Genomic DNA, 18,410 nt, shown 5'->3' with positions numbered 1-18,410 from the left:
TCGTGGTGGGCGCGGGCCGTAGTGGAGTCCACGCTGACCAGGGACAAGTCCGTCTGTCCCCGGCGAGCGGCCTCGGCGATCATGCCTTCCAGAAGAGCGGAGAGAGCTGTCGGCAGCTGGGAAGGCAGCCTCGCGCCCCAGGGCGAATCCACTCCCGAGTGCGGGGAGGAACGGCCGGCTTCATGGACGGCCCAATGCCCCGCCGGTTGACCCCGTGACCAGGTCGTGAATGAGGCCACCACATGGTGGTGGCGAAGGCGCGGTGACACCGCGAGATGCCCCTTTCTCGCCCGCGCTCCCAAGGGATCACGTCACGACGGCTGATCGAATGGAGCACCGGCAGAATGATCAATGTCACCCTGATTCGCCAGAACCCGGACTACGTCCGGCAGGCGCTGGCCAAGCGGGCGGTCCACGTCGACCTCGACGCGTTCCTGCGCTTGGACGACGACTACCGGCAGGTGCGCACCGAGGTAGAACGCCTGCGCGGGGACCGCAAGAGGATCTCGGGCGACATCGCGAAGCGGCAACGGGCTGGTGAGGGCGCGGCGGACCTGCACCCGGAGGCGACAGCCGTCAGCGAGCAACTGACCGCCGCCGAGACGCGGCTCGCCGAACTGGAACAGACCCGGCAGCCTTCCTCGATCCGCTGCCGAACCTGCCCGACGCGGACGTGCCGGCCGGAGGCAAGGAGAACAACGAGGTCGTCCGCGAAGTCGGGCGACGCCCGGGGTTCGGGTTCAGGCCCAAGGATCACGTGGAGCTCGCCCGGCGCCTCGGTCTGGTCGACTACGAGCGGGGTACGAAGCTCGGCGGCAGCGGCTTCTGGCTCTACCGGGGTAACGGTGCGCTCCTCGAGTGGGCGCTGCTGAACTACTTCGTCGAAGCCCATGTGCAGGACGGCTACGAGTTCGTGCTACCGCCGCACGTGCTGACGTTCGCGGCCGGCTATGCGGCCGGCCAGTTCCCGAAGTTCGCCGACGAGGTCTTCGCTCTGGAGGAGGGAGAGCAAGGCCCGGAGCGGTTCTTGCTGCCGACCGCGGAGACCGCCCTGGTCAATCTCCACCGGGACGAGACGCTGCCCCAGGCCGAGCTGCCGAAGCGGTACGTCGCGTACACGCCGTGCTACCGCAAGGAGGCCGGCGGCTATCGCACGGCGGAGCGGGGGACCCTGCGAGGGCACCAGTTCAACAAGGTCGAGCTGTTCCAGTTCACCCACCCCGACACCTCCGACGCTGCGCACGAGGACCTCCTCGGAAGGGCTGAGGAGTTGGTGAGCGAGCTGGGCCTGCACTACCGGATCACGCGGCTTGCGGCCCGAGACACCAGCGCAGCGATGGCCAAGACCTACGACGTCGAGGTGTGTCTGCCGAGCGTCGGCTCGTACGTTGAGGTCAGCTCGGTGTCGAATGCCCGCGACTACCAGGCGAGGCGTGGCAACATCCGCTTCCGGCCCCGGCAGGGCAGGTCGGCGTACGTGCACACGCTGAACGCCTCGGGGCTGGCCACCAGCCGCCTGGTGCCCGCGCTCCTGGAACAGCACCAGCAGGCCGACGGCACCGTGGCGGTCCCGGACGTCCTTCGGAAGTGGGTCCCGAGCGGCGTCCTGGCAGCACCGGTGTCGGCCTGACGCCGAGCGGGTCGACCGTCGTGCACTGAATGTGTGTCCCTGAGCTCAGAATGTCCAGCCACGCCGGTCGGCCAGCCATCGCAGTGTGGCCTCCCCACACCACGTCTGGTGCTGGCGAATGTGCGGTGACCAGTCTGCTGGGGGCTGTCCGCCGGAGGTGGGGAAGAACCCTGAGAGCGCGGCCAGCGCCGCATCGAGTTGCTCGTCGGCGACTCCGGCAGCGGTGGGGTGCTGGGTAAACAGGGTGGTGGCGTCGTGGCCGTCGGCGTAGGCGGTGGCCAGGAGCAGGACTAGGGTCTGTTGCGAAAGTGGATCTTGTTCGTTCATGATCATCTGTCGTGGGACGTGGGGATCTGACGAACGGCCAGTGGGCCCGGCTGGAGCCGTTGCTGCCGCGGGGCATCAAGCCGGGGCGGCCGCAGGTGTGGACGCGGCGGCAGCTGATAGACGGCATACGGTGGCGGACCCGCACCGGTGCCCCCTGGCGGGACGTGCCCGAACGCTACGGGCCGTGGGACCGGGTCTACGACCTGTTCCGGCGCTGGCAGCGGGATGGCACCTGGGCGAGGATCCTCACCCAGCTCCAAGCCGAGGCCGATGCGAAGGGCCTGATCACCTGGGATGTGAACGTCGACTCCACCGTCTGCCGGGCCCATCAGCACGCCGCCGGAGCGGCGAAAAGGGGGAGCTGCAGAAGGAACCGCCCGGCGGCGTTTTCGTCGAGCCGGCCGACCACGGCCTCGGACGATCCCGCGGCGGACTGACCAGCAAAATCCACCTCGCGGTCGAGCAAGGCCAGAAGCCCTTGTCCGTCGTGATCACGGCCGGGCAGCGGGGCGACTCCCCGCAGTTCGAAGCGGTCCTGGAAGCCATCCGGGTTCCGAGGCCAGGACGTGGCAGGCCACGCAAGCTCCCCGATCGGGTGCGCGCCGACAAGGCGTACGACTCCCGCAGCAACCGCTCCTACCTGCGCAGACGCGGGATTAAAGCCACCATCCCGGTCCCGGCAGACCGTGTCCGCAACCGCCGCAACCGCCTCAAGCGCGGATCGCGTGGCGGGAGACCGCCGACGTTCGACAAGGACGACTACAAGCAGCGGCACGCGGTCGAGTGCGGGATCAACCGGCTCAAACGCCACCGAGCCGTCGCCACTCGGTACGACAAACTCGCCGTCCGCTACGAAGCGACAGTGCTGGTCGCAGCCATCAACGAGTGGCTGTGACCAGAACTTATATCCGCCCTGCGTGTGAACCATCTTCCCGGACCATCAAGATCCGCCATCAGAGTGTCCACACCACAGGGGGCACCTCAGTCGTGCTCCCGAGGCGAGCGAGTGTGTGCTGGATCAGTATCGGATGCCGTTGGTGCTCCCCGATACCGGAGTTCAGTTGCGCAGGTGTCGGCGGTTTCCAGGAGTGTTCTTCCCCGGAAACCGCCGGCCTGGGGTGTCTGCCCGCTATGCGACCTGGATCTTCAGGGTGCCGTTGGTCAGCGTGCTCACGCTGACCGAGGCGCCGGACGCGACGGTGATGCTGGTGCCGCCGCCGCCGGAGAAGACCAGTGTGGCGTTGGTGTGGTTGGTCACGGTGGTGACTGCCGATACCTGGATGCCGGTGTTGAGAGTGACGCCGCTGGTGAGCTGGGCGCCGGGAATCGTGATCGTGCCGCCGGTCGTCAGGCCGATGCTCACCGAGCCCGTCACTGCCGCGGTGGACTGAGTGTGCGCGATCGTGGCGGTGTGGGCGGGGGCCGCCGAGGCTGCCGGGAGAGCGAGAAGGCTGCCTGCGGCCACGAGGGCGGCAGCGGTGATCTTGGCTGTGAGGCGATGGGTCGGACGCATGGAAACCTCCATGGCAGAAGAGAGACCACTTTCTCCAGGACCGCGGCCGCGCCTGGCTGTGCCAGGCCTAGGCAACCCTATGTAGCCAGACGGATGCAATGTGACTAATAGTCCATCGGGGGGCGCACTAGGAGTGAACGAGGCGAGACGGGCGCAGTCCAGCACTCAGGCGCTCCACCACTTGCAGCTGGTGTCAGTAGCCGTCTACCAGGCAAGACCCGGGAGCCCGCTCCGGGCAGCTGCGCCCGCGCCGCCTCGCCCACTTGGGCGGGGTGCGGCGACGTGAGTCAGCTGGTGTGGGGGACAACTGATCGATGAGGCTGGGGAGTTCGGCGCGGTCCGTCCCGGTCAGGGCCGGGTCGGTCACTTGGTGTGTGAGCTGGAGCCCGGGCGGTGACGGGGCGCCGGTGCGTACGAAGTCCTCGATCTCCTTGCTGCTTGAGAAACACAGCGTGGTGGGCGTGAGGAGATGCTGTGTTCCTGAAGGAGACGTCGAACCTCCTTATGGAAGGGCTGATGGTCCGTTGGCATAGGCCCAGCAGCTCGGCCAGCAGGTTCGGCGAGCACACGTGTCGGAGGTAGATGACACTCAGCAGGACCGGTCAGCAGGCTGCCAATCGGTCCCATGGGGACTGCTGCAGGGTTCGGTGACACCTGACCTGGCTTGCTGAGAGGCGGCCTGGAAGGATGTTGCAGTGCCCAAGCCGTATCCGAAGGAGTTCCGCGAGGACGTCGTGCGGGTCGCGCACAACCGCGAGCCCGGCGTCACCCTGGACCAGATCGCCGCCGACTTCGGCGTCCACCCGATCACGCTCTCGAAGTGGCTGCGCCGCGCCGAAACCGAAGAGGGCGCCAGGCCCCCAGCGGCGTCGGATGAGTCCGCCGAACTGCGCGAAGCACGCAAACGGATCCGGCTGCTGGAGCAGGAGAACGAGGTACTCAGGAGGGCTGCGGCGTATCTGTCGCAGGCGAACCTGCCGGCAAAATGATGTACCCGCTCGTCCGCGAGCTGGCCGCCACCGATGCCCCTTACCGGCTGCCGGTGGCGGTGACGTGCCGGGTGCTCGGGCTGGCCCGCCAGCCCTACTACCGATGGCTGGCCCGGCCGGTCACCGACGCCGAGATGGCCGAGGCATACCGGGCCAACGACCTGTTCGACGCTCACCGCGACGATCCCGAGTTCGGTCACCGGTTCCTCCTCGACGAGGCCCGCGCCGCAGGTGAGCCGATGGCCGAGCGGACCGCCTGGCGGATCTGCCGGGACAACGGCTGGTGGAGCGCCTTCAGCAAGCGAAGAGGCCGCGGCAAGAACGCCAAAGCCGGGCCGCCGGTCCACGATGACCTGGTGCGGCGGAACTTCACCGCCGACGGGCCGAACCGGCTGTGGCTGACGGACATCACCGAGCACCCCACCGGCGAGGGCAAGCTGTATCTGTGCGCCGTCAAGGACGCCTTCTCGGGTCGCATCGTGGGCTATTCCATCGACGACCGAATGCAGTCCCGTCTCGCGGTGAGAGCCCTGGAGTCCGCCGTCGCCCGCCGCGGTCAGGTGGCCGGGTGCAGCAGTCCCGTGCGCTTCAAACCGGCGGTGTCGGCTCTAAACGACGAAGCCAGAACCTGAGAAACGATTCTCCTCAACAGAAGTTCAGAAGTCAGACGAAACGAGCCGCAGAGATTGCCTTGCCAGGTGTGAAGGCGCCGATTGCGTCAAGCCACAGATGCTGTCGCTATTTCAGGTGAAGTCCCAAGCAGTCAAGAGGCTGGGGCCGTAGATGCTCATACCCTCTTATCGCACTCGAGCAGTACCGGAAGGGTGCGTCTGCCCTTCTGGGCTCGATCGCCGAACCGGGGGTTTGCATGATGCAGGGATGGGCCGGCCGAGACGGCACGCTTCACATCGCCCGGATTGGTCCACTTCAGGTGGCAGGGCCGGCAGGGGCCCTCTGCGTGGGCTCCGCGGTTGCCGCCGCCGTCGGCGGTGGTATGGCGGGATCCGTGTTCTTGCCAGCCGACATAGGCGTGCCGGCTGCGCACGCGGTAGCCGCCCTTTCCCTCCTTGCACGGGCCCGGACGACCGCGGGGCGGGTACGTCTGCGTCTGACGCTGCTGGCTGTAGCGGTCGCGGCAGGCGGCCTCCATCACCTTGTGTCAGGTCAGCACTCTTCGTACCCAGTGCGCTCTGCCGATCTCTTCCAGCCCGCGGCCCAATTCCTGGCGGCTGCCGGGATCGCGGTGTGTCTGGGGTTGGGTGTCGCCGGGCTGGTGGTGGCAGTCGCGGACAGCGGCACGACCCTGATTTGGTTGCGGCGGCTTTTGGACGGGTGGATGATCGCAGGGTCGTTGCTCACGTTGTGCTGGGTGCTTCTGCTGCATCGCGCCGATGAACGCAGTGATATCACGGCATCGGTGATGGGTCTCGCACGGGTGGTCACGGACATTGTCGTCTTGGGGCTCCTGGTGGCCCTGTGCTTTGGCGTGAAGTCCGGGGAGCGCACAGGAGTTATCGCGTCGGCCGTGGCCCTCATCGTCCTGGCCGCGAGCGACATGCTGCGTATCCTTTTACCCGCGCCAGGCACATGGCACGGCATTCCCCTGGCAGCGGCCTGTTCGATGACCGGATTGCTCGTTGCCGCCGCCACACCATGGATGCCGGGGGGCGCGAGCATCGTCGGAGCCGGTCAGCGAGTACTCCCTGTTATGGGGGTGGTGGCTGCCTTTATGCCCGTGGCGGTCTGCGCCCTGGTCATGGCGGCCCACGCTCTTACCGGTGGCCGCACCGATGTGGTGATGGCGGTGCTGGTAGGTTCCGTACTTCTTGGGCTCGGGGCCCGGCAAGGTGTCGTCCACGCCGACCATCTGCGGATCACGCAGGAGGCCTCAGCCCGTGAGGCCCATTACCGCACGCTGGTCGACGGCTCGTGCGACGTGATCACCGTCGCCGGTCTGGATGGGCGCGTCCTCTACATCAGCCCGGCCGCCCACCAGGTTTTCGGGTACCGGCCCGAGGAGCTCGTAGGTGCCCGCCTGCCCCTGTACTGCCACCCGGAGGACGTGGCGTCGCTGCAAAAAGCCGTCGAGAGCCTGCGGCAGGAAGCCGAGACAGGCACTCGCGGCCCGGGCCGCCGCATGTCCTGCCGGGTTCGCGACGCCGACGGGCGATGGCGCCATGTGGAGTCAACCATCAGCCACCACGCCGAGGGACTGATCTTCACCAGTCGCGACGTCACCGAGCGGGTCTCACTGCAGGAACAACTCCAGCACCTGGCCTTCCACGATGCGTTGACCGGTCTCGCCAACCGCGCGCTGTTCACCGACAGAGTCGCCCACGCGCTACGGAAGCGGACCGCCGATACCATCCCTCCCGCGGTGCTCTTCTTGGACCTGGACGGCTTCAAGGCCGTCAATGACACAGCCGGACACGCCACAGGCGACGCCCTGCTCATCCAGGCTGCCCGGCGGCTCCAGGCATCTGTCCGGGCGGGAGATACCGTCGCCCGCCTAGGCGGTGATGAGTTCGCAGCCCTGCTGGAGGGAGAGGCGGGGACATCATGCCCGCCGGCAAACGAAATAGCTGAGCGGATCCTGTCCGCCTTGACGAAGCCGTACCGCATCCGCAGCACGGATGCGGGGGTCTCGGCTTCCATCGGTATCGCCTTGGCCACACCAGGGATCACACCCGAGGACCTCCTGCACAACGCCGACCAGGCCATGTACGAAGCCAAAGCCGCAGGAAAGGGCCGCATCCGAATCCACCACAGGCAGCCGCGCACAGGCTGCGAGACCTCCTCTGCCGTCACCGAGACAAGGTGATGCCAAAGGACTCAGAGGTCGTTTTCTCCGGATGTTTCATCCCGGAATTGGTGTTTGATCCCGTGGTGTCGGGTCGCGCCAGGAGATGGTGGGCTTCACCGGTGAGGCGGCGGGCCATGAGGTCGGTCATGGCGAGGTGGATGGGTGATGGCCTCAGGGCGATGCGCTCAGGGTGGACGGTGAAGTCGAAATGCCAGCGCCGGGCGATGACGTCGCTGGTCTCCTTCGGCAGGCGGTTGGCCTTGTCGGGGAGGCGTTCGAGGATGCGGTGGTCGTGGCTGGCCAGCGCGCAGGCGATCGCCCACACCGGCTCATACGCGGTGCCGAGGAGGTTCTCACTGTCGGCGCCGGGCGGGATGTAGACGGGGACGACCAGGCTGGCGGTCTTGCCGGACACGTTCAGGCGCAGGGCACGGCCGAGGGCCTGGACGCAGCGGATGACGCTGCGGGTGGGGTCGGCGAAGACGATCGCGTCGACGCTGGGGATGTCGACGCCTTCGGCGATCAGCTTCGAGTTGGCGAGGATCGCGCAGTCGGCGGCGGCGAAGGCGGCGAAGGTGTCGGCGCGCTGGGCGCGGGTGTGCTCGCCATGGGCGAAGAACAGCTGCGGGTCGACGCCGGGCGCGAGGTCGGGATCGGTCTTGGCCAGCAGGCGCAGAGTGTCCGGGAGTTCGCGGGCGAAGCGGCGGGCGTCGGAGACCAGGTTGAAGTAGACCAGCACCTTCCTGAGGCCATGCTCGGTCATGGCGCGCAGGACGGATAGGTGCAGGGCGGTGGTGCGCAGCGCACCGTCGTCCTTCTCGTCCTCGCCTGGGGTGCCGGCCGGGGCCGCGGTGCCGGGGGCGGGCAGGTTCAGGCGGCGGCGCAGGTCGGTGTCGGTGAGGGTGGGCACCACGATCCGGTAGTCCGCCGCTCGTCCGTCGGCGACTGCTTGGGCGAGCGGGTATTCGACGATCTTCTTGCCGTAGACGGCCTCGTTGTCCATGGAGTGGGCGAACGCGTCCACCTCCTCACCCGCCGGACGGCGGCGGCGCGGCCGGATGAGGTCGGCGGACTCCGCCAACTCCGGGGCAGCGAAGATAGAGACGGCGGTCGGCGCGGATGCGCTTGGCGTCGTTGACGATCGCCCACTTCTTGTCGGCCCGTCCCGCGATCCGATGGGCTTCATCCATGACCGCCAGGTCGAACGGCGGCACCGCATACCCGGTGTTCTGGGTTTCCTCGATCTTGTTCAGGGAGTCGTAGGTGCAGATCACCGTCAACGCCGGGATCTGGTCCTCGTTCTCCCCCACCACCGACATCAGCCCGCCCAGCGCGTGCGGGCTGGTCGTCGACATGACACGGGCCGCGACCAGATCCTCTCGGGCGTTCGTGTCCAGGGAGGAGACGATCACCATGTGCTCGTTGTGGCCGTCCGTCCGCCAGGCACAGCGCGGTCTGCGCCGCCAGATCCAGGGTGGGCACCACGAACAGCAACAGCCGCGCGCGGAGTCCGTCCGCGACGCGGATGGATACCAGCGTCTTCCCGGTCCCTGTCGCCGACACGAACAGTCCCCGCGTCCCCGGGTGGCGCAGGTGGCGTGCCAGGCGGGAAACGGCCTCGGCCTGGTCGGGATGGAGTACCGCCCTTCCGGGGCGGCCTTGTGCGGGAACAGCGGCCACAGTCATTCAGCTCTTCCTCGATCCCGAAGCGGAAGGTGCCAGTGGGCCTTCCGTGCGGGCACCGTACACCCCAGGACTCCCCTCGTACGCTGAATGCACGGACTAGGTACGCTGAACGTTCGGTTTCAGTATGTTTCGTGGGTTAGGGTGAGGTCGGAGGTGCTTCATGTCCGAGTTGTTCGATGCGGTGGATGCGCTGGTGGCGTCCCGGTCACCGCTGCCGCCGCCGACAGAGCGCAGGCGGCTGCGCCAGGCTCATGCGCTCACCCTTGACGAAGTGGCCGCCGCCCTGGGCGTGCGGCGCGCGACCATCGGCGACTGGGAGTCGGGCAAGACCGAGCCGCGTCCGCCGCAGCGGGAGGCGTACGCGCGCCTGCTCAAGCAGCTCGCACAGCTTTACCCCGCCGCTGAGAGCGCCGGTGCCTCGCAGGAAGACACCGCTGCGCCGCCCACGGGCCCGGAGCCCGATGCTGCGGCCCCGGCCGCGTCCGACACCACCGCGCCCGCTACTCCCGCTCCTACTCCCGCCCCGGCTGCGACATCCCGGCCGGCGACGGCCTCGCGCCGCCCGGGCGCGAAGAAGGCGGCCCCGACGAACCCGGCCGCGGCCGGCGGCGCGTACCCGCACGGTCCGCTGCTCGTCCTCGACGCCGACACCGACCGGAATGTGACCGGCTACGGCATCGGCGGACTGATCGTGGACGTGCCCGCCAAGTCCCTGCCCGCGCTGGTGGAATGGACTCTCACCGAGGCGCAGCTCGGGGCGGAGCGGCTGCACGGCTCGGGGAAGGATGCCGATCCGCTGCTGGTGCTCACCGAGGCGGCGTGCGAGCGCTACGGCCTGCCCGCCGAGCTGTCGCACGAGGAGCGGCTTGCCGGGCGGCTGCCGGAGGGGCACAAGGTCATCAAGCAGCTTGAGCGGGCCGAGTGGAAGCTGACCAAGCGGGGGCTGGGGCCGTGGGCGCGGATCTACCGCCCCGCCCACGGCGGGCGGCGGCAGTGCGTGCAGCTGTGCATCCCCTCGTGGCGCGCCCTCGATGGCCGCGCGTGGGGGCATGCCGCCCAGCTCGAGCCGGCGGAGCTCGCCCGGGTGCTGGGCGTGTATGCGGTGCGGGTGATGACACCGGTGGGGTCCACGGCCGTCACTGGGCTGCAGCTGATGACCGCGCTGAACCCACCCACCCGCGCCAGCGCACCGGACGCCGACGGCAGAAGGCACACCGAACACCGGCCCGGGTCGCTGGGCACGGAACCGATGGACCCGGCGCCGTGCGAGGCGACCGACGGGCACCCCGTCCTGGCGCACCTGCCGCGGTTCCATGTGCGTGGCCCCGGCGAGCGGCTGTTCGAGGAGGCCTATGACTGGGCACGGGACCTGACCGACGAGGAGTGCATGAAGCGCCACCTGGTCGGCATCGACGTCAACCTCGCCTTCGGCGCGGCCGCCAACGGCGCCGTCGTCGGCCTTGCCTCGCCGCCGGTGCACGTCACCAATCCTGCTTTCGATGCGGCGCTGCCGGGCTCCTGGCTGGTCGACCTCTCCCACGTCGACCTGAACCGGGTGAAGGTCGGCAAGCAGTGGCGCGACCTCGACGGCGACCTGCTTCCCAGCCCGTTCACGCCCACCGGCCAGCGCCCCGAGGGCCCGGCCTGGTACGCCACCCCCACCCTGGCCTACGCGGTGGAACTGGGCTACGAGGTGGCCCCTGTGGAGGCGTGGGTGCGCTCCGAGAGCGGCCGGTTCCTGGACGGCTGGTACAAGCGGCTGCGCGACGCCTACGTCGCCACCATGAAGGAGCTGGGTGTCGCCGAGAAGCTGCCCCCGCACGAGTTCCTCAAGGCGATGGACGGCTACAAGAGCCGTGACCGTGAGCTGGGCATCGTCGTGGATGCGGTCAAGATGACCGTCAAGGGCGGCATCGGCAAGCTGCGGGAGAAGGCGCGCGGCGGAGGCTGGAAGCCGGGGCAGGCGTGGCCCGCTCTGTCCCGGCCGACGTGGCGGCCGGACATCCGCGCCACGGTGATCTCCCGGGCCCGGATCAACATGCACCGCAAGATGCTGCACCTGGCCGCGGCCACCGGGCAGTATCCGGTCGCGGTCCTCTCGGACTGCGCCGTGTACGCCGCCGACGGGCCCAGCCCACTGGACGTCCTGCCCTACGACGCCGACGGCAAGACCGTGCCCGGCAGCTTCCGGCTCGGCGTCTCCCCCGGAATGGTCAAGCACGAAGGCACCCAGAGCGTGCTGTGGGGCGCCAACGTCATCGAACAGCTCGCCGGGGACGGCCACGTCGCCAACCTCGCCCGCTACATCAAGACCGGCGAGGTCACCGCCAAGGACACCGGAGAGTAGGGGAATCGCGGCATGGTCACGGTCGGCGAAGGACTCGACACGGCGGTGCAGGGCGCGTTCACGCGCCCCCTGCCCAAGTCCGCCGGGGCGCAGATGCGTTACCTGGTCAGACAGCACCAGCGCAGCACCCGGCGGGTGGCCGAGCTGCTCGGCGTCAGCCAGCGCACCGTCGAACGCTATGTGAAGAACCAGATCAAAAAGCCCCGACCGGAGCTCGCCGACCGCCTCGAGCGTGAGGTCCGCGCACGCTGGCAGCCGCAGATCAGGGCCAAGGCGAAGCAGGCCGCGGCCACCACCGGCGGCATCATGATCGATGTCCGCGCCCGGTTCGGCTACACCGCCGCCCCCGGCAGCACCGACGACGCCCGCGTGCGTCACCTCACCCTCGCACTGCCGCCCGACCACGCCGCACGCCTCTTCCAGGCCCGGGAGGCCGGTTACACCGAGGACCAGCTCCGACAGGTCGCCGCCGAGGCTCTGGGCGAGGTCTACTTCCGCGACAACGGCCGGCGCGCCCACGGCCTCGAAGTAGAACTCACCGACCTCCTCGACCTCGAGTTCGAGCTGTAGCCGGTCAAGGGGGGAGGACATGGCGCATTCATACGGGTGCCGGGCCTGTGGTCAGGGAGTGTCGCCGGAATAGTGGAAGCGGCAGGCAATCCCCGGGCCTGGTGTGCGCGGTTCGCCGACGCTGGGGTCGTACAGGGCACGGCCGCCGGGCCACCGCGACAGCTCGGTGGCCAAGGCGACACCGTCTCACCCACCAGGTGTCTTCTCACCGTGTGCGATCCGTGAGCGGCCGAGCTGGACGAGTTGAGAGACGGCGTCTGTGGCGGCCAGCTCCCCGGCGCCGCCCATCTCCACGCACCAGTAGCTGCGGCCGGCGTCCGGGCGGGTGGCGTCGACCGCCGGGACTGCCAGATGGTGGCCGCGGCCCAGATATGCCGCGTCGTCCCGCTCGTGCTGCCACTCCTGGCGCAGGCCGGTGGTCGGGCCGACGAGGACGTAGTAGCGGCGGGTCACCCGGTCCAGGAACACCGGGCCGCCCTGCAAAGCCGTGAAGAGGAACCGGTCAACGGCCGGCAGGTCGTCGGTTGCGGCCGCGGCGTGGACCAGGCGGTCGCTGATACGGATGGCGCCGAACACGCCGCCGCAGCGCAGCAGGGCCTCCGTAGCGGCTCCCGCAGGCGGCTCGCGCGGCAGTCGGCAGCGGCTCTACCCGATCGGGGGGGAAGTCCGATCGTCGGCGCGCGCAGCGGGCCGCTTACGATCCGTGCCGTGGCAGAGGTCCCCGATGAGCTGGTCAAGCTGGAGCAATTGGCTGAGGAAGAGCGAGCCAAGCTCGCCGGTCTGACCGGTGAGGCGTACGACGCCCAGTGGCGCCACTGGCGCGAGGCGTCCGAGAAGGTGCAGGCCGCCGTCACGGCGCACGCCGAGGCTACCGAGAGCAACCGGTATGAGCTGGAGCAGGCCGTGAAAAAGGCCGTCCGGCACACTCAAGAGGATCCGTCGGCCGAATAGCCGGCGCAGCCCTCTACCGGTCGTCGGGCCAGGTGGCCAGCACCTCTCCCGTCTCCTCGTCGGAGAGGCTGACGCGAGCGCCGGGCATGCTCCCGTACTCGCCGACCCAGCGGCGGAACTTGTCCCGCGCCACCTCCTCCCGGGCCCACCAGCCGTGTTGCACCGGCCGGCCGTCGGAGGTGAGCAGCAGGTGGTAGCGGCCGGCGCCGGTCATGCGAGGCGGATCCCTCGCGATCGCCCCGGCTCGCGGACGATTGCGCGTTTCGCCTCCAGTTCGCCGAGCTGGTAGTGCACGGAGGCGCGGCTGCGCATGCCGACAGCCGCGCCGATCTGCTGCATCGTCGGCGCTTCGCCGTGGTCGGCGATGTGTTGGCGGATGCAGCGCAGGATGCGCTGCTGGGTGTCGGTGAGGTAGTCGACGCGGTGCATACTTCGATTAGAGCGCTTGTTCGAATTTGTGGGCAAACGAAGACACGGCAAGCCGGGAGGTGCAGGTGGGTGGTGAGCAGCCGCTCTCGCGTCTGGACGCGCTGCGCTTCGCCCGGCGGGTCCTCGAGCAGCAGGCCGTCCGGCAGCTGGGGCTCATCGACCGCTGGATCGCCGAGGAGGAGCGGCGGGAGGCGGAGCGGCGCCAGGGTGAGCAGATGCGGCCGACCCCTGCGGACTGGCTGATCCAGTACGGCCTGAACCGGGACAACGTCGACTCGATTCACGTCGGTGGCTGCTGGGCTGCGAAGAGGAGCGGCCGCTGCCGTCCGGCCACGCACGAGCAGGCCCTCGACGCGCTCCGAAGCGGGGTGCCGCCGTGCGTGCACTGCCGACCCGACACAGCCCTCGGCACCGACTGAAACGAGTTCGCTCCGGCCAGCATGCTGGCCGGAGCGAACTCGCAAGGGGTGTGATCGTGAAGGGCGGTCGCCTACGCGGCGAAAGGCAATGCGAGGCTTCAGCCGAACGATCGTCCTCGCATGCGATAGATGAGGCCCGGGGACACTGTTCCCTTCACCATCACAGCTCGTTCAACCACACTCGCCCGGCGGACATTCCCGCGCGCCTGTATGTTCGGAGCTCCCCGGGCGTGGCCAGCGCCGCTGGCCGTCGTTGCCCCAAGGTGGCCCTACTCGGTCGGGTGAATACGCCAGGAGGGGAGAACTGCGGGCGGTGCCGACGCGTGGTGCCTGGCATGAAGCCGATCAGCGAAGTGCATGTGGCAGAGCCGGGCCTGGCCGTCGTCGAGGTCGCGGCCTGTGATGACGAGACGGCATTCGCGGTCCAGGAGTTGCTCGCCGGGCGGTGGGCAACCGCGACCGCGGACACCACGACCCGGGCACCCAGCGAGCCCGGCGTCCGGCTGCGCTTCTACCTGGACGTGCGCCAAGAGCTCGGTTCGTAGCGTCGCTGAGCCGTGCGGCACCGTGATGCGCGGCCGGCAGCAGTCAGGCGGCGGTCTTCTTGCGGCGGCGGCCGCTGCGGGCGAGGGCGTCGATGAGTTCCTCCCGGCTCATCTTCGACCGGCCGGGCACCTCCTGCTCGGTCGCCCGCTGGTACAACTCCGCCTTGCTCAGCTTCTGCAGCTCCCTCTTGCCGCCGGCACCCCGGTCGCGGGCCCGCGCCGCACCCGCCTTCTTCGGCGGAGCCTTCCGCGCCGGCTTCTTCACCGACGCACCTGCAGCCGATGACCGGGCCGGCGCCTTGCGCGGCGCGGCCGTCTCCTTCCGCTCGCCTGCCGGTTCCTTGTCGCCGCGGCCGGAGCGGGCGGCCTGAAGGCTGCCTTCGAGGACCTTCATCAGGTCGATCACGTTGGTCGCCTCCGGCGGCTCCTCGGCCGCCGCGATCTCCTGGCCCTCGGCCTTCGCCTCCACCAGCTCGCGGACCTTCTCCTGGTAGGTGTCGCGGTAGCGGGAGGGATCCCAGTCGGAGCTGAGCGCGTCGACCAGTTGCAGCGCCATGTCCAGCTGCTTGCCCCGCCCCGCCCGGCCCGAGGGGAGCTCGGGTAGCTCCTGGCTCGGGTCGCGGACCTCATCCGCCCAGTGCAGCGTCTGCAATACCAGCACCTCGTCCTCCGCGCGCAGCGCGGTCAGGTACTGCTTGTTGCGCATGACGAAGGTGGCGACCCCCACCTTGTTCGCCTCCGCCAGGGCGGCACGCAGCAGCTCGTAGACCTTGGTGTATTCCTTGCCGCGCGGGGCGATGTAGTAGGTGCGGTCGAAGTAGACCGGCTCAATCCGGTCGAGGTCGACGAAGTCCGTGATGTCGATGGTCTGGGAACGGCCCGGCGCAATCTCGTCCAGTTCGTCGGGCTCGACCACGACGTACTGGCCCTCGTCAAGCTCGTAGCCCTTGACGATGTCGCTGCTGTCGACCTCGTCGCCGGTGCGTTCGTTCACCCGCTTGTTGCGGACCCGGTCGGAGGTGCCGCGCTGCAGTTGGTGGAAGTGGACGGTGTGGTCCTCGGTCGCCGTGTAGAGGCCAACGGGGACGGTGACGAGCCCGAAGGTGATCACGCCTGTCCAGATCGCACGAGCCATGATCGTGCTCCGTCCCTTCCGCCCCGGCATGCACAGGTGCCGGGGTCACACCCTGTTGTCTCCACGCTCGCACCCCTGTCCGTACCGCGCCCGCTGGGCCGCCGGGGCAGGCACCCGAACGGCGGCCGGCCGGGGTGGAAGGGCATCGGACATGACGTGGACGCTGCCCGAGCCGATGCTCGCCGCCCCCGTACCGGACCCGGTTCTGCCGGCGGGCTGGGCGGCAGAGGTGTCCTCGAGGCATCGGGGACACTCACGTCCGGTAGCGATCCCATCAGGTCCGGATCGAAGAAGCACTTCACGTCATCCCAGATGCCGAGGCGGTCGTGCGCGAAGAGGGCGAGGACGGTCTCCACAGCGAGGAAGGCGACGTTCCCGACCGCCGGGCGGAGCGCGAGCCCGAGCAGCAATCGGTCCCGGAAGACGTACGAGGCCCCGGCCCGCGCCTGCCGAAGCAGCGACTCGCGGATCTCCGGCACGGGCCGGGGTATGGCGGGAAGCGACCGTACGAGCAGTGCCGAGAGCATGAACGACACCGCGTCGGCGAGCAGCGGAACCGCCCGCCCGAGCGCGAGCAGCGCACTGCCCGCAGGCGGCCCCGCGAAGCCGGACATGGCGGTCTGGGCTCCGCGCAAGCGAGAGTTGGCTCGCTCCAAGAGCGCGGGGTCGCGGCCGAGCAGATCCGGCAGATAGGCCGTGGCGGCCGTGTTAGCCGACGCGGTGAGATCGGGATCCATTTCCGGCGCAAGCTGTCCAAGACCAAGCCCGACCACGCGGCGATCGTCGCCTACGCCCTCAACCACCAGCCCGAGCAAGCCCGCCAGGCGCTGGCCGCCGCCGACACCCTCATGGTCCGGCTCCCCGAGAGCGAACGGTCGGACAGGTGGCTGACGTACGGCGAGCAGAAGCACCACGTCCACCTCAGCCACGCGTTCACCACGCTCGGGGACACCTGGCGCGCCCGGGAGAGCCAGCAGCGCTCCGTGGAGCTGTCCGCACCGACCAGCACCATGACCCGCACCCTGCTGAACATCGACGCGGCGGCGTGCTCCCATCACGAGGGCGACACCGAGCAGGCGTGCCGTCGTACGGTCGACGCCCTGACGGTGCTGTCCGCGGACTACCGCACCGGCCTGGTCCGCCGCCGCGCCCAGGATCTGTATGAGGCGATTCCAGCTCAGCACCACCGCGAGCGCGCTGTACGGGAACTACGCGACGTCGTGGCCGGCTGAGAACGACGGCTTCCACAGCGGACGGGCCAGGCCGGTCCCGCCGCAGTGACAGCAGTTCCCCTCCCCGGTCCCACTGCCCGCGCCGATGGTGCCGATGGCGTCCCGCATGAGCCGGGTGAGGCCTTCGACGTGGGCTCGTGCAGCGGCAGTTCCTGCCACACGCCGATCATGAGCTCCAGCGCGACGTCGAGCACGAGAGCGTACTCGCCGAGCTCCGGATCAAGGACGCGGTCGAACTGGGACCGTCCCCGCGGGCACGGGGAGCACAGCTCTGCCTGGAGCTGGATGATCAACGCCCCGGGGCCATCCCCGCAGCGGGGGCCGTGCTTCAGAGGTCCTGGACGGCGCGCAGGGCCTGATCGACGCGAGCCATGACCGCCGTGTCGACGGGGCCGAGGAGCTTGGCGCCGTCGAACCGGCTGGTCCGCAGCTGGACGATGTTGACCGCGACGGCGGTGCACGCGATCGGGGTGTCGATCACCACTGACATGGCCGTGTCCGGGAACCGGCCGCTTTCGTGCAGCACGATCACCAGCACGGCGCCGTAGGACTCTTCCAGGCCGGTCAGGCTGATGATCAGGACGTTGCGGCCATCGGGCAGCGTCCATACCTCACCACGCCTCACAGGGTGTCGCCCTCGCCCGCCAGGTCGTCACCGAGCCCGAGCGCGGCAAGCTGCCGCCCGGCGTCCAGGGTCGCGGCCCGGCGCGCGGCACGCACCACGTACGCGTTCACACTCAGGCCGGCCTCCAAGGCGGCTGCCTTGATCGAGGGCGCGAGGTCATCGGGGATCCGCAGGGTCATCGTGGTGACAGACATGGTGGCAATCGTAGCCACCACGACCCGGCACCGTAAGAGGAGACTGCGGCTGAAGTGCTACCCGCACCCGGACCATCCCATCGGGTACCGGGGCGATAGGCGCCACCCGCGCGAGCATCAAGGAACCAGACCGCGTCCAAGGCAGCGCCTCACAAGGCCTCCAGGCAGTGGGCGGAGCACGCCACAAGGCCCTACTACGTCACCGCTCTCCGGCAGATCACGATCGTCGCGTACGTCGAGGCGTAGAAGATGACGCGGACGCTGTCGATGACGTCGACGTAGTCGCGCAGAAGGGTGTCGGGTACCGGGGTGCCCAGGTCTGGGTTGGCGCTGATGGCGACGATTGCGCGGTCCAGGCGGTGTGTCTCGGCCGCCGTGAGCTTCTGCAATTGGCTCAGCGCGGGTTCCACCAGGACGACCTGGGACCGGCGCGGCGCATGCTCAGGCGACACGAGGCTGCTCGCCGGCGAGGCGCTGCAGGTGGTCGTCGCGGGCGTCCTCCCACAGGACCCCCGTCTCGGGGGACGGGTAGCCGTGGGCGGCGATGTCCTCGAGCACCGAGGCGAGGGCGTCTACCTTGGCGCGCTGGTCGGTCGCGTACGCGCCCAGCGCCGCTGCGGCGTGCTGCCCACACCCATCTCACCGACCCCGACGACCTTCACAACCTCACCCACAGCGCCGATCGTCGGCAGCGTTTGCAATGGGCCGATCGTCTCTGGCGCAAGGCCGCCGACGCCGGACACACCGAGGCCCTCACCCACCTGGCGCGGGTGCGGGTTCTGATCGGGGACCGGGAAAGCGCCGAAATGCTCCACCAGCAGGCCGCCAATGCCGGCGACACACGGGCCCTGACCAGGCTGCCCGGAATGCGAGAAGGCGCCGAAACCCTATACAGGCGGGCCGCCAGCGCCGGATACATCGGCGAGTTCAACTGGTCGATGCAACACCGACTTGTTGAAGCGAGCGTAGTTGCTCCTCGAAGACTTCAGCGGGCGTCTTCCACCCGAGGATCTTT

The 18,410-nt window shown here is 69.2% G+C and carries 20 protein-coding genes and 6 pseudogenes; 12 read left to right on the top strand and 14 right to left on the bottom strand.

Going from position 1 to position 18,410, the window contains the following annotated elements:
* Window positions 1-275: 275 nt before the first annotated feature.
* A pseudogene (locus AC07C1_RS40375) lies at window positions 276-569 on the top strand (hypothetical protein); the annotation flags it as partial.
* Between the two features lie 104 nt (window positions 570-673).
* Window positions 674-1,630 carry a serine--tRNA ligase gene (gene serS, locus AC07C1_RS40370; RefSeq protein WP_478947096.1) on the top strand — a complete coding sequence of 319 codons (957 nt, stop codon included), beginning with the start codon at window positions 674-676 and terminating at the stop codon, window positions 1,628-1,630.
* Between the two features lie 45 nt (window positions 1,631-1,675).
* Here the strand turns inward: serS and AC07C1_RS40365 are convergent, their stop codons facing one another.
* The gene (locus tag AC07C1_RS40365; protein ID WP_478947095.1) at window positions 1,676-1,963 is read right to left on the bottom strand and encodes a hypothetical protein; all 288 of its coding nucleotides are present in this window, start codon (window positions 1,961-1,963) and stop codon (window positions 1,676-1,678) included.
* 5 nt (window positions 1,964-1,968) lie between these two features.
* On the opposite strand from AC07C1_RS40365, the gene AC07C1_RS40360 reads away from it, so the two are divergent.
* Window positions 1,969-2,852, top strand: a protein-coding gene (locus tag AC07C1_RS40360; RefSeq protein ID WP_478947094.1) for an IS5 family transposase whose coding sequence is annotated in 2 segments (ribosomal slippage) — window positions 1,969-2,362 and window positions 2,362-2,852 — 885 coding nt in all. Because the reading frame shifts where the segments join, the coding sequence is not laid out codon by codon here.
* Between the two features lie 234 nt (window positions 2,853-3,086).
* Here AC07C1_RS40360 and AC07C1_RS40355 read toward each other — a convergent pair.
* Together AC07C1_RS40355 and AC07C1_RS40350 are read right to left on the bottom strand one after the other, a co-directional pair.
* Window positions 3,087-3,470, bottom strand: coding sequence for a hypothetical protein (locus tag AC07C1_RS40355; RefSeq protein ID WP_478947093.1), 384 nt, complete (start codon window positions 3,468-3,470; stop codon window positions 3,087-3,089).
* A 247-nt stretch (window positions 3,471-3,717) separates the two neighbouring features.
* A pseudogene (locus tag AC07C1_RS40350) lies at window positions 3,718-4,069 on the bottom strand (ISAzo13 family transposase); the annotation flags it as partial.
* Between the two features lie 96 nt (window positions 4,070-4,165).
* Between AC07C1_RS40350 and AC07C1_RS40345 the strand changes: the two are divergent.
* Both AC07C1_RS40345 and AC07C1_RS40340 read left to right on the top strand, forming a co-directional pair.
* A pseudogene (locus AC07C1_RS40345) lies at window positions 4,166-5,013 on the top strand (IS3 family transposase); the annotation flags it as partial.
* 629 nt (window positions 5,014-5,642) lie between these two features.
* On the top strand, window positions 5,643-7,280 hold the full coding sequence (locus AC07C1_RS40340) for a diguanylate cyclase domain-containing protein (RefSeq protein ID WP_478947092.1): 1,638 nt from the start codon (window positions 5,643-5,645) through the stop codon (window positions 7,278-7,280).
* On the opposite strand, the gene AC07C1_RS40335 is transcribed toward AC07C1_RS40340, so the two are convergent.
* The 3 genes and pseudogenes from AC07C1_RS40335 to AC07C1_RS40325 form a co-directional block, all read right to left on the bottom strand.
* Window positions 7,264-8,343 (bottom strand): helicase-related protein, encoded by a 1,080-nt coding sequence (locus tag AC07C1_RS40335; protein WP_478947091.1) that lies wholly within the window; start codon window positions 8,341-8,343, stop codon window positions 7,264-7,266. The genes AC07C1_RS40340 and AC07C1_RS40335 overlap by 17 nt on opposite strands.
* Window positions 8,291-8,677, bottom strand: a complete 387-nt coding sequence (locus AC07C1_RS40330) for a hypothetical protein (protein ID WP_478947097.1) — start codon at window positions 8,675-8,677, stop codon at window positions 8,291-8,293. The genes AC07C1_RS40335 and AC07C1_RS40330 overlap by 53 nt, the downstream gene beginning before the upstream one ends.
* A 94-nt stretch (window positions 8,678-8,771) precedes the next feature.
* A pseudogene (locus AC07C1_RS40325) lies at window positions 8,772-8,948 on the bottom strand (DEAD/DEAH box helicase family protein); the annotation flags it as partial.
* A 160-nt stretch (window positions 8,949-9,108) separates the two neighbouring features.
* Between AC07C1_RS40325 and tap the strand changes: the two are divergent.
* Window positions 9,109-11,295, top strand: coding sequence for a telomere-associated protein Tap (gene tap, locus AC07C1_RS40320; protein WP_478947090.1), 2,187 nt, complete (start codon window positions 9,109-9,111; stop codon window positions 11,293-11,295).
* A gap of 12 nt (window positions 11,296-11,307) precedes the next feature.
* Window positions 11,308-11,865 carry a telomere-protecting terminal protein Tpg gene (gene tpg, locus AC07C1_RS40315; RefSeq protein WP_478947089.1) on the top strand — a complete coding sequence of 186 codons (558 nt, stop codon included), beginning with the start codon at window positions 11,308-11,310 and terminating at the stop codon, window positions 11,863-11,865.
* A gap of 186 nt (window positions 11,866-12,051) precedes the next feature.
* On the opposite strand, the gene AC07C1_RS40310 is transcribed toward tpg, so the two are convergent.
* Entirely contained in the window at window positions 12,052-12,441 is a 390-nt protein-coding gene (locus tag AC07C1_RS40310) for a hypothetical protein (protein ID WP_478947088.1), read from the bottom strand.
* A gap of 132 nt (window positions 12,442-12,573) precedes the next feature.
* Between AC07C1_RS40310 and AC07C1_RS40305 the strand changes: the two genes are divergently transcribed.
* Window positions 12,574-12,816 (top strand): hypothetical protein, encoded by a 243-nt coding sequence (locus AC07C1_RS40305; RefSeq protein ID WP_478947087.1) that lies wholly within the window; start codon window positions 12,574-12,576, stop codon window positions 12,814-12,816.
* Between the two features lie 13 nt (window positions 12,817-12,829).
* Here AC07C1_RS40305 and AC07C1_RS40300 read toward each other — a convergent pair whose 3' ends face one another.
* The gene (locus tag AC07C1_RS40300) at window positions 12,830-13,030 is read right to left on the bottom strand and encodes a hypothetical protein (protein ID WP_478947086.1); all 201 of its coding nucleotides are present in this window, start codon (window positions 13,028-13,030) and stop codon (window positions 12,830-12,832) included.
* Window positions 13,027-13,245 (bottom strand): LexA family protein, encoded by a 219-nt coding sequence (locus AC07C1_RS40295; protein WP_478947085.1) that lies wholly within the window; start codon window positions 13,243-13,245, stop codon window positions 13,027-13,029. Before AC07C1_RS40295 ends, AC07C1_RS40300 begins: the two co-directional genes overlap by 4 nt.
* Before the next feature lie 65 nt (window positions 13,246-13,310).
* On the opposite strand from AC07C1_RS40295, the gene AC07C1_RS40290 reads away from it, so the two are divergent.
* Window positions 13,311-13,664: a DUF6233 domain-containing protein gene (locus AC07C1_RS40290; protein WP_478947084.1), complete on the top strand. Its 354-nt coding sequence runs from the start codon at window positions 13,311-13,313 to the stop codon at window positions 13,662-13,664.
* Window positions 13,665-13,999: 335 nt separating this feature from the next.
* Complete coding sequence (locus AC07C1_RS40285; RefSeq protein WP_478947083.1) at window positions 14,000-14,209, top strand: DUF6207 family protein; 210 nt, start codon at window positions 14,000-14,002, stop codon at window positions 14,207-14,209.
* A gap of 43 nt (window positions 14,210-14,252) precedes the next feature.
* Here AC07C1_RS40285 and ku read toward each other — a convergent pair whose 3' ends face one another.
* The gene (gene ku, locus AC07C1_RS40280) at window positions 14,253-15,344 is read right to left on the bottom strand and encodes a non-homologous end joining protein Ku (protein WP_478947082.1); all 1,092 of its coding nucleotides are present in this window, start codon (window positions 15,342-15,344) and stop codon (window positions 14,253-14,255) included.
* Between the two features lie 311 nt (window positions 15,345-15,655).
* Window positions 15,656-16,054: pseudogene (locus tag AC07C1_RS40275) on the bottom strand (MFS transporter); the annotation flags it as partial.
* 138 nt (window positions 16,055-16,192) lie between these two features.
* Here AC07C1_RS40275 and AC07C1_RS40270 point away from each other — a divergent pair.
* Window positions 16,193-16,576, top strand: a complete 384-nt coding sequence (locus tag AC07C1_RS40270; protein WP_478947081.1) for a hypothetical protein — start codon at window positions 16,193-16,195, stop codon at window positions 16,574-16,576.
* Between the two features lie 328 nt (window positions 16,577-16,904).
* On the opposite strand, the gene AC07C1_RS40265 is transcribed toward AC07C1_RS40270, so the two are convergent.
* The 3 genes from AC07C1_RS40265 to AC07C1_RS40255 all read right to left on the bottom strand — a co-directional run bounded on the left by AC07C1_RS40265 (window position 16,905) and on the right by AC07C1_RS40255 (window position 17,847).
* Window positions 16,905-17,201 (bottom strand): hypothetical protein, encoded by a 297-nt coding sequence (locus tag AC07C1_RS40265; protein WP_478947080.1) that lies wholly within the window; start codon window positions 17,199-17,201, stop codon window positions 16,905-16,907.
* Window positions 17,198-17,395: a YlcI/YnfO family protein gene (locus AC07C1_RS40260; protein WP_478947079.1), complete on the bottom strand. Its 198-nt coding sequence runs from the start codon at window positions 17,393-17,395 to the stop codon at window positions 17,198-17,200. The genes AC07C1_RS40265 and AC07C1_RS40260 overlap by 4 nt, the downstream gene beginning before the upstream one ends.
* Window positions 17,396-17,589: 194 nt before the next feature.
* The gene (locus AC07C1_RS40255) at window positions 17,590-17,847 is read right to left on the bottom strand and encodes a hypothetical protein (protein WP_478947078.1); all 258 of its coding nucleotides are present in this window, start codon (window positions 17,845-17,847) and stop codon (window positions 17,590-17,592) included.
* A 243-nt stretch (window positions 17,848-18,090) separates the two neighbouring features.
* On the opposite strand from AC07C1_RS40255, the pseudogene AC07C1_RS40250 reads away from it, so the two are divergent.
* Window positions 18,091-18,410, top strand: a pseudogene (locus AC07C1_RS40250) (transcriptional regulator); the annotation flags it as partial.

Source organism: Streptomyces sp. NPDC045022 (assembly GCF_056432605.1).
The sequence above is the reverse complement of the archived record's forward strand: the minus strand, read 5'-3'. Positions and strand labels throughout refer to the sequence as shown.